Genomic DNA, 10,880 nt, shown 5'->3' with positions numbered 1-10,880 from the left:
CTAATTTGACGAAAGAGAAAATATAGTACATATATTTATATAATGGTTTGGGGAGGTGAAAAATATGGCACAGAACAAGAAAGATAAGGTAAGTGCAGCTGGAAAATCAGGAGCTGGTAAAACAACTAGCAAAGCAGGTTCATCTGCAAGCAATAAATCAGGAAATTCAAAGAGCGGAAATAAATCAGGAAAACGCTAATTATTATCAATTGAAGTAACAGATGTCGAATTGTTACTTAAAACTATGAAAAAGGAATGGAGAATGAGTCGCAAAATAGTGTTCATGGACATTACATGAAACAAACTATTTTGCGACAATTCTTTGTTCCTTTTTTATTGAATTTTTAATATTGCTTCTTTTTAGCAAGTATTTAGTAGTTTTTAACTAATTTATATGTTAAATTTATGTATAATATAGTTTGTATATACAAAACAAACAAATTTAAAGTACATAGTTAGTGTTGTAAATATAGATGGAAGGAGTCTATTGTGGGGGTAGATATTAAAAGCTTTTTAAAAGAAATGTTAGGTCCTTTAAACGAGTATACGCCAATCCCATTTTGGTTTATTAATGATACACTATCGAAGGATAAGTTAAAAGAGCAACTAGTGGATTTTAAAGAAAAAGGGGTAGATGGTGTTGTAATACATCCTCGTATAGGAATTCCTAAAGATATGGTATATTTATCGGATGAATATTTTTCAATCATCAAATATATTGTTAAAACAGCAAGTGAACTAGATATGAAAATAGTTTTATATGATGAAGCAATGTATCCTTCAGGCTCAGCCCACGGAGAAGTGGTAAAAGCGAATAAAAATTATGCATCCATCGGAATTACTATTTCATCCGATAAAGAGAATGGTATAATTATTGATGGACCCAAAGATGGAAAGTATATCATTCAGAAACCATGCAATGGCACAATTCGTGGAATTCATTATGGGGAAGATGATGGAGAAGAGAGAGCACCTCTATCAGCGGATATCTTAAATCCTATGGCAGTAGAGAAGTTTATTGAATTAACACATGAGAAATACTATTTTCATCTGAAAGAGCATTTTGGTAATACAATTATTGGATTCTTCACTGATGAACCTTGTGTATTGGGGAGAAATGTAGAGAACTTTTTTGAATGGACAGAGGGTTTGTTAGAAGAGCTTGTGGACAAAGGTGGACAAGCACATGAGCTATGGGATCTATTTGAGGGGAAAGATAATCGGACTACGATTTTATATAAAGAATTACTCAAAAATCGTTTAAATGAAGTTTACTATAATAAACTTTCTAAGTGGTGTGAAATGCACGGCATAGCACTTATGGGTCATCCAGCGGGAAGCGCGGACATTGAAGAAGAAACTTATTTTCATATACCTGGTCAAGATTTAGTATTTCGTTGGGTATCACCAGAACTTGGTGGTACCAAAGGAGTACATAGTGTTATGGCAAAATGTTCTTCGGATGCAGCAAGACATTTAGGTAGAAGAAGAAATTCCAATGAATGTTTTGGGGTATGTGTAAAAGAACAAATTCCATGGTATTTTACAAGCGATGATATGAAATGGTTTATTGATTGGTTGGGTGTTCGTGGAGTTAATTTATTTATTCCACATGCATTTTATTATAGTTTAAGGGATCAAAGAAAAGAGGAAAGGCCACCAGATGTTGGACCGGGAAATATTTGGTGGAAACATTATAAGTATTTTTCTGATTATATGAAACGAGTGTCATTTCTTATGACGGATTCGACGAACAACGCTAAGGTCGCAGTGTTATGCAACAGTGGTCAAATGGCAGTAAACGAAGTGGAGGAATTATATCAAAATCAGATTGAATTTAATTATTTACCGATTTCTATGTTAGAACGATGCAAAGAGGTAGATGGTAAGCTATTAATTTCAGGCTATGAGTATGACTATGTCTATGGTACGAATGAGTTGCTACCAAATACAAAACATATAAATGGTATAAATGATGTGGTGCATAGAGATTTAATAACCAGATCATTTTGTAAAGATTTGCGTGTTACTCATTTAATCAAGCAAGGAATCGATATGTATTTTTTAGTAAATGAAGGAACAGATACGATTAAGGAGTACATGACAATACCAATGGAATGCAATCTGTTATCCATGGATTTATGGACCGGAGAATATTATCAAATACCTGTAAAAAGAAAGGGTGATAGAACAGAATTTCATTTAACATTAGCTAGAAGAGAAAGTATTCTGCTACTGTGCATGGAAGAATCATTGGAAGAATTTAAGACACTACCAAAGAGAAATCGAATTGATCTCACAAAAAATGCTAGATTGGTAAAGGTAGATGAAAATGAATATAAAAAGACCTATGTTGTTTCTTATATAGCTTCTAATTTAAGTGGAAATGAAGTTTTTGCAGTAAATGCAGAAGAAATGGTAGAATGTTATTGTAACGGAATTTACGCAGGTGTTAGCTTTTGGAATAAACATTATTTTGCATGTGGAGATTTACTATGTGAAGGGGAGAATGAAATTAAATTTATAGTAACAGGAAATATAGCAAATAAGTATACGAATGTTGAAATCCCGTATGGAATTTTTTTAGAGAATGAACCTAGGAATTTAATGAGTCCACCAGCTTCTCAAACCGATACCAGTATTGCGTTACTTTGGGATAAGCCGACGGAACATATTAATGTCGTAGAGTATCAAATTTACATAAATAATAAGTACCATGGAAGCTGTGAATGTACAGATTATACGCTTAGTGACTTAGCCCCAAGTAAGGAATATGAAATATATGTACAGTCAAAATTAAACGATGGAAGTTTTTCTTTAAAAAGTAATACAATAAAAGTTCGTACGAAACCTACACCAAAAGTTTATGATATTACTGAATTTGGAGCAATTGGAGATGGTAAGACTTTGAACACACAAGCGATTCAAAATGCAATTGACGCTTGTGAAGTGGATGGAGAAGTATTTGTACCCAAAGGGATATTTTTAACTGGTGCTATCTTTTTAAAGAGTAATATGACTCTTCATATTGATGAAGGAGGCGTTTTGCTTGGAAGCACAGATCCAAATGATTATAAAGTAATGCAGTATCGATTTGAAGGTAGGGAAATCCCTTGCTATGCCAGTTTGATTAATACTATTGGTTATGAAAATAAAAGATTCGAACATATCACAATCTGCGGACGAGGTAAAATTGATGCTTCTGGGGTGGAACTTAGAAAAAATGAAATGATTCATAAAGCTGGTGAACGAGGAAGAGCAATATGTTTACAGAATGTTGATTATGTTTATCTTAAAGATATTACTGTAAGACAATCTCCAGCTTGGTGTGTTCATATGATTTATTGCAATCATATTAGTTTAAATCAAGTAAAAATTTATACTAAATTTGATGAAATAGGAAATGCTTATGGCATTTGTAATGGTGATGGATTTGATCCAGATTCCTGTAGTGAGGTTTATGTATTTCATTCCTTTATTGAAAGCCAAGATGACTGTATTGCGATTAAATCTGGTAGAGATGAAGAGGGGAGAAAAGTAGGGATCCCCTCGGAGAATATTCGAATTACGAACTGCCGTTTTAATCATGGTTTTGGTGTTGCAATTGGTAGTGAAATGTCTGGTGGGGTTAGAAATGTATTTGTACAAGACTGTGTTTTTACAGATTCATTTAGTGTATCAAGTATAAAAGCGCCAAGAGGCAGAGGTAGTATTGTGGAAAATATTAGGTATGAGGATATTACTTTTGTAAACAATAGCCTTGAACATATCGATTGTAAGTGGTTCCGTGGTGCAATCTATATTGATCAATTTTATAGTCATGATATATTTGCGTTAAATGAAGAAAGAGAGAAAAATGAGGGAACTGCTATTATTCGAGATATCGTATTTAAAAATATTACGCTAAAAACCGTCGGCGGAAATGCCATATATCTCACTGGATTACCAGAAAGTCCACTTAAAAATATTTATTTAGAGAATATAAAAGCAGAAGGAAAATACGGATTAAAAGCAAATAATATTGAAGGTCTTATGTTGAAAAATGTTTCGGTAATTTCAAAAGAGGGTAATGAATATCAGTATACGAATGTTGGGTTTATAGTTGATGAAAGGTCAGTAAATACAAAAGAAGATACTGATAAAGTCATGAAATTATAAAGTTATGAAATAATAAAAGGAATAGTGATTAGTTATGAGAACAATGGAATTTAAAATGGAGAGACAAGGATTAATTGAAATTGGAGAAGAAGTAGATATTAGAGAGACTCAATTACAGACCTCAACATTCTATTATGTGATTGAGCCAGCAGTTGCTATGTCTGGAAATATTCCATTTCGAGAAAGGTTAAAACAATTAAAGGGTATTGTTCGCGATATAAAACAAACAGATCGGGGGTATTACGTTACGGTAGAATTTGATGAATAACGAGAGAAAAGCTAGTAGTTAAAAGATTATAAACTAAAAACTAAGAAACTAAATAACTAAATAACAAAAGAACTAAAAAATATAGACTAAAAAATATAGACTAAAACTGTCTTAAAGAGAAAGAATTGAAAACTATAGATATACTTTCGAAATTATAAAAAATAAAATTACATAAATTGCTACTTAGACGAGGCTTACATGAAAAAAGGATTGTTGTACATTTTTATGTTGCAACAATCCTTTTTTATACTATAGGAAATACCTTATTATACCCAACCACGAAACTCTAAGATGGATTGCTTACCAGCCTTTGCTTCTGAATGCAAACTCTGATTTCTCCATGCCCTAGGAGTAAGTTCCATTATTTTTAAAAAGCAGCGATTAAAACTGGAGATGGAATGAAAACCAACCTGCTCAGAAATTGACAATATGGAATCTTCGGTACTTCTTAATAAAACACATGCTCTTGAAATACGAGTATTCATGATGAATTCTAGTGGGCTAACACCCATAATAGAGTGAAAGACCCTGCGAAAGTGGGTTACGCTTAAATGGCATAAATCAGCTAAGTAATCTACAGTAAATTGTTGCATGTAGTTTGTATTAATAAAATCTAGTGCAGGTGAAATAACAAGAGCATTATCTGAGGAGGCATCAATATTGTAATCCTGTTCCTCTGAATTTTGAATGCGAATAAATTCAATATATAAAGATAACAAAAGTCCTTTGACACTTGTTTGATAATTTGGTTTTTGTTGTTCTAGTTCATCAATGATAGAAGTGACTAGATAATGTACCTTAGGGTAATCAGCCTTATTCATAAAATAAGGAAATGTACGATTTGGTTTTATTTCAATTTCTAAACCAAGCATGGAATTATGAAAAAAGTCACGAAATAATTCCACAGGATCCACAAAGATGTAAGACCATAAACTTTGCGAACCTTGGTGACTGTATGTAGTATGAGGTAAGTTTTTTGGAATACAAGAGATGTCGCCTGCTTTAAAGGTAACTGGTTCACCTTCGAATTCCATAATACCACTATCGGAATGACAAATTCCAATTTCAAGACAGTTATGAAAATGTAATCGTCCGCTTTTTATATCGGAAATTCTCCAACGATCTCCATGTAGAAGCAATACCGGGAAATGAATTGGAAGATGATATTGTCTATATTCAACTACGCTTTTTGTTGGTTTTGCCATATTATCCATCCTTTCGTTTCGTGTTTTATGCATGTTATACAATATCATTATAATGAATTTAAACACGAATTTCAACCATTGATATTTCATTATTCTTTTTATAACTTGTGAAAAATGTATTATAAATGGCTCTAATGCTATTAAAAACATACAATTCAGCTATTTTGATGATTGATTTTTAGGAGAATTTTGAAAATAAATGGTCGTTTTTAATTAGTTTATTTTACAATATCGTTAGAAATGAATGGAAAAATTTTGTATTATGATTGTAATAAATTTAAGAAAAAACAAATTTACAGGACAATTTGAACAAAAGAAATAGCAAAGCAAATAGAAAGGAAGAGTTGCATAATGAGAGAAGGAACGACGTTAACAAAAACGAAAAAAACTATGTTGCCAGCTAAGAAAGAGTCAAATTCTTCAAATCAAAAGCTACCAACAAGAAAAAAAGGGTTGTTGCACTATATAAAAAGAGATTGGCAACTGTACTTGTTGCTATTGATTCCAATAATATGTGTTATTGTTTTTAAATATGCAGCGTATCCAGGATTGCGAATGGCTTTCATGAATTACAAACCAGCCAAAGGGTATGATGGAAGTGAATGGGTAGGTTTCGAAACATTTAGGAAAGTTTTTGCTGATGCTGACTTTTTAAAAGCACTAAAAAATTCTTTGATATTTAACTTTTTAGATTTATTAATAGGATTTCCAATGCCGATTATATTGGCATTATTATTAAATGAATTACGTTACCCACGATTTAAAAAGGTAAGTCAGACAATTTTATATTTACCACATTTCTTATCTTGGGTAATCGTTGCGAGTGTTGCATTCACATTATTTAAACCTGAAACTGGTCTTGTAAATATTTTATTACAAAAAGCAGGACTCATTGAACAGGGAATTCCATTCCTTACAGAAAAATGGCATTGGGCAGTAAGTTATTTGTTAATTGGTGTTTGGCAAGGTATGGGATGGGGAACAATTATTTACCTAGCAGCAATTACTAGTATTAGTAGTGAATTATATGAAGCTGCCACAGTTGATGGTGCAAATCGCTGGCAAAAGATGAAGAGTATAACCCTTCCTGGTATCAAAGGTACTACAATCACCTTACTGATTATGAATTTGGGAAGAATTATGGGAAGTAACTTTGAACGTCTAAATGCTTTTGACAATGTAGGCGTTAAAGATTTTCAATATCAGTTAGCGGTTTATGTATATGAAAAGGGTCTTAGTGGTGGTAACTTTAGTCGTGCAACAGCAGTAGGTCTTTTTCAGTCGCTAGTTGGGTTAGCATTGGTTCTATTTGCAGATAAAATTGCAAAAACCCTTGGCGAAGATGGATTAATTTAAAGGAGGGGTTTTATGAGTTTAGCAAAAAGTGCAGTACATAATGAAGAAATTAATCGTGGGCCTTCCTCTGGGGTTGGCAAGATAAAGATTGGCGATATTATTATCATGTTAATTTTAGTTATTCTTTGTTCAACTTGTATTATTCCATTTATACATATTGGAGCAAAGTCAGTAAGTAGTAATACAGAAGTTTTATCAAAAAGTGTTTATTTATTTCCAAAAGGATTTACCTTAGAAGCTTATAAAGCAATTTTTAGAGATGGTCAATTAACCCATGCCATGTTATATACGATTTTTGTAACTGCTATTTTCACTGTACTTGGTATGGTAGTTACCATATTCGCGGCATATCCACTTACCAAAAAGAGATTAAAGGGCCGTAACTTTTTCTCCTTTATCTTACTCTTTACGATGTATTTTAGTGCAGGATTAATTCCAGAATACTTACTTATGAAGGATTTAAAATTGCTAGATACAATGTGGGTGTTGATTTTTCCATTGATATTTTCGCCATATAATATGTTGATTATGAAGAGCTTTTTACAAGCAAATATTCCAGATAGTTTGGAGGAATCAGCATTTATTGATGGGGCATCAAATTTCCAAATTTTAATTAAAATAGTTCTTCCACTTTCAAAAGCTATTATTGCAACCTTGTCTTTATTCTATGCAGTAGGAAGATGGAATGCATATGCCGATTCAAAATATTACATAACTACAAAAAAACTACAGCACATTCAATATTTGTTAAGTAATATGATTTTATCTTCTTCAGAACCTGTTAGTATTGCGGAAGGTGCACAGGTAGTAAGTACACCAGAAGTTTTACAAGCAGCAGCAATTATGTTTGTTACTTTACCGATTATCTGTCTTTATCCTTTTGCTCAAAAGTACTTTGTAAAAGGAACTATGATTGGAGCAGTGAAAGGTTGATTTAGGTAGTTATTTCTTGTTAAACAAGAGTCACTATAAAGCAATTTATAAAAGGAGGATGTATTATGAGGAAAATGAAGAAACTTTTTTCACTAGTTATGATTAGTGCAATGGTAGTTGGATCACTTGCTGCGTGTGGTAAAAAAGATGAGCAAACTGGCAGTGGTGATGTTACAAAAGAGCCTACTGCAGGTGTAACTGCTGGGGCGAACGAAGATACAGGAAAAGAACCTGAAACTGCAGTTGCGGGTATCGAAGGATGGACACCATTTGAAAGTAAAGTACACATAACTGTTCCTGTTTATGACAGATCCAAAGAAGGGTATCCTGCAGTAGATGATAACTACTGGACAAAATGGGTACAAAAAGAATTTGGCGATAAATATAATATTGAAGTTGAATATGTTGCAATTCCAAGAACAGATGTAATGACAAAATATCAGATGTTAATTGCAGCGGATCAAACACCAACAATTTTAATGGAATATGATTATCCTAAAGTTGCACAATGGGCAAATGACGGTGCAATGCAAGAAATTAATTTAGATGAATTTGCACAGGTTGCACCAACTTATTATCAAAAGATGGTTGATAATAATCAATTGGGATATACAGATATTAATGGCAAAACATACTTTGCTTTATCTGAAAGACCTTACTATAACACTACATATACATTTGCAACATTTGTTCGTAAAGATTGGTTAGATGCGGTAGGAATGGAAGTTCCTACAAGCTATGCAGAATATACAAAAGCTATTGATGCAATTGTTGCAGCTGGATTAACAGATCAAGCACCAACTGGACTTTCTCTTCCAACATCAGCTTATGTGGCAAATTTCGGATTTAGAGATTTCCCAGTAAATGAAGAAGAATGGGCAATGCATTCAAGTCTTGGAACCGCTTCTTTATCATGGGAGCCAACATATCAGTTATTAAAGAGACAGAATTCAGAATATAACAAAGGATATTTTTCCACAGAATATGATCTAGATGCAGATGCACTTCAGATGAAATCAGATTTTATTAATGGAAAGATCTTTAGTTACGGTGGATATATGTCAGCAAATGTTGACTGGTTAACTGCATTCTATGAGAAGAATCCAGATGCTGAACTTGCTCTTGCTAGTAACTATGGGGGAGTTGAAGAAGGCGTAATGGATCATCCTCAGATTCGTGCAGATAACCCATTTGGTATGATCGTTGGATTTAGTTCTTTAGCTGATGAAGATCAATTAAAAGCAGCTTGGATGTACATGGAATGGATGTCTCAAGAAGATGTTTTATTTACATTAGAAAATGGTATTGAAGGCGTTACTTATACATTAGATGAAAATGGTCTTCCAGTTGTTAATGGTGATTATAGAGGAGATGAAATGCTTAATCACAATATGAACATCGATATGACTTGTATCGTTCATGCATCTAAGACAATTGGAACAATTGAGGATAGTATTGCAGCAATTTCTCCAAAGGGATTGCCACAAGACTTTACACAAGCTTTAATTGATAACTACTATGAGTTAAAAGAAATTGCAGATAATGGTTGGGCTTATTCTGATCCAGTATTTGCAGTGGCACTTGAAAGTGAAAGTGAATACACAGCAACATTATTAAGTTTATACAAAGAATATAGTGTTCGTTTAACTAAGTGTAAACCAGAAGAGTTTGATGCATTATACAAAGAACTTAGTGATGCATACTTAAAAGCTGGATATCAAGAAATTATTGATGAAAGATTACAAGCTTATAAAGACGGTAATACTACAACACTTGTAAAATAATAAAATTTATTAATTAGGGGGGCTGTAGTATCCCCCCTTTTTAAAAGCCGTGTTCGCACGCAGATAGGAGAGGCTATGTTAAAATTGACATTTGATAAAAAAGAGCTGGAAGACGTTGTTGACAAAATAGTAAGAAGAACAATGAAAATGGACATGGTTTGGGACTGGCCGTGCGGAGTAGCTTATTATGGTATATGCGAAGCGTATGAAGTAACCAAAAACGAAGAATATTTAACTTTATTAAAAGATAGAGTTGATGAACTTATAGAATTAGGCTTACCAAAATGGACGGTAAATACATGTGCTATGGGGCATAGCCTTATCACTTTATATGAAGCTACGAATGATGAAAAGTACTGGGATATCGTAATGAGTAAGGTAGATTATTTAAGAAATAAAGCGTTGCGTTTTGGGGATAATGTGTTGCAACATACAGTTTCTGCAAAGAATGATTTTCCAGAACAAGCATGGGCGGATACCTTATTTATGGCGGCGTTTTTCCTACTTAGAGTTGGTATTAAACTTAATGATAAAGAAATCATTGATGATGCACTGAATCAATATTATTGGCATATCAAATACTTACAAGATAAAGCAACTGGTTTTTGGTATCATGGATACAATAATATAAACAAAGATCATATGTCAGGATTCTATTGGGGAAGAGCCAATGCTTGGGCAACTTATACAATGTCACAAGTAGGTAAAAGATTACCAGAATGCTATCTTTACCCAAAATATATGGATATTGCAGGTTCTTTAAGTGAACAATTAGCTGCATTAAAATTAGTTCAAACGGAAGATGGACTATGGAGAACTTTACTAGATGATGAAGAATCCTATGAAGAAATTTCTGCATCTGCTGGAATTGCTGCAGGAATGCTTACCTGTGGAAACCCATTACATAGTAAGTACATCAATAAAGCTATTTCAGGTGTCTTAAAAAATATTAGCGAAGATGGAAGAGTCTTAAATGTATCAGGTGGAACAGCAGTAATGAAAGATAGAGATGGTTATAGAAATATTTCAAGAGATTGGATTCAAGGTTGGGGACAGGGTCTTGCTTTAGCATTTTTTGCGGCTGCACTTAATTACGAGAGTTTTGTTCGTGATGGAGCCCTATAACTAGCTTATATATAAAATGCAAGGTATCGCCTTATTATAGGGTATTAGGAG

8 protein-coding genes are annotated in these 10,880 nt (G+C 33.2%); 7 read left to right on the top strand and 1 reads right to left on the bottom strand.

The window, feature by feature from the left end; translation table 11 throughout:
* Positions 1-64 precede the first annotated feature (64 nt).
* The 3 genes from BN4220_RS20615 (at position 65) to BN4220_RS04210 (ending at position 4,426) form a co-directional block, all read left to right on the top strand.
* Complete coding sequence (locus BN4220_RS20615; protein WP_278280711.1) at positions 65-199, top strand: hypothetical protein; 135 nt, start codon at positions 65-67, stop codon at positions 197-199.
* Between the two features lie 290 nt (positions 200-489).
* Entirely contained in the window at positions 490-4,158 is a 3,669-nt protein-coding gene (locus tag BN4220_RS20215) for a glycoside hydrolase family 28 protein (RefSeq protein WP_197467887.1), read from the top strand.
* Between the two features lie 34 nt (positions 4,159-4,192).
* Positions 4,193-4,426: a hypothetical protein gene (locus BN4220_RS04210; RefSeq protein ID WP_066714076.1), complete on the top strand. Its 234-nt coding sequence runs from the start codon at positions 4,193-4,195 to the stop codon at positions 4,424-4,426.
* A gap of 266 nt (positions 4,427-4,692) precedes the next feature.
* On the opposite strand, the gene BN4220_RS04205 is transcribed toward BN4220_RS04210, so the two are convergent.
* On the bottom strand, positions 4,693-5,631 hold the full coding sequence (locus tag BN4220_RS04205; RefSeq protein WP_066714074.1) for an AraC family transcriptional regulator: 939 nt from the start codon (positions 5,629-5,631) through the stop codon (positions 4,693-4,695).
* Positions 5,632-5,982: 351 nt separating this feature from the next.
* On the opposite strand from BN4220_RS04205, the gene BN4220_RS04200 reads away from it, so the two are divergent.
* The 4 genes from BN4220_RS04200 (at position 5,983) to BN4220_RS04185 (ending at position 10,829) form a co-directional block, all read left to right on the top strand.
* A complete protein-coding gene (locus BN4220_RS04200; RefSeq protein WP_242867736.1) occupies positions 5,983-6,987 on the top strand; it encodes an ABC transporter permease in 1,005 nt (334 codons plus the stop codon).
* 12 nt (positions 6,988-6,999) lie between these two features.
* Positions 7,000-7,920 (top strand): carbohydrate ABC transporter permease, encoded by a 921-nt coding sequence (locus BN4220_RS04195; RefSeq protein WP_066714072.1) that lies wholly within the window; start codon positions 7,000-7,002, stop codon positions 7,918-7,920.
* Positions 7,921-7,985: 65 nt separating this feature from the next.
* On the top strand, positions 7,986-9,704 hold the full coding sequence (locus BN4220_RS04190; RefSeq protein WP_066714070.1) for an extracellular solute-binding protein: 1,719 nt from the start codon (positions 7,986-7,988) through the stop codon (positions 9,702-9,704).
* 75 nt (positions 9,705-9,779) lie between these two features.
* Entirely contained in the window at positions 9,780-10,829 is a 1,050-nt protein-coding gene (locus BN4220_RS04185; protein WP_066714068.1) for a glycoside hydrolase family 88/105 protein, read from the top strand.
* The last annotated feature ends 51 nt before the right edge of the window (positions 10,830-10,880 follow it).

Origin of the sequence: Clostridium sp. Marseille-P299 (genome assembly GCF_900078195.1) — a bacterium.
Lineage (GTDB): Bacteria > Bacillota > Clostridia > Lachnospirales > Lachnospiraceae > Lachnoclostridium.
The sequence above is the reverse complement of the archived record's forward strand: the minus strand, read 5'-3'. Positions and strand labels throughout refer to the sequence as shown.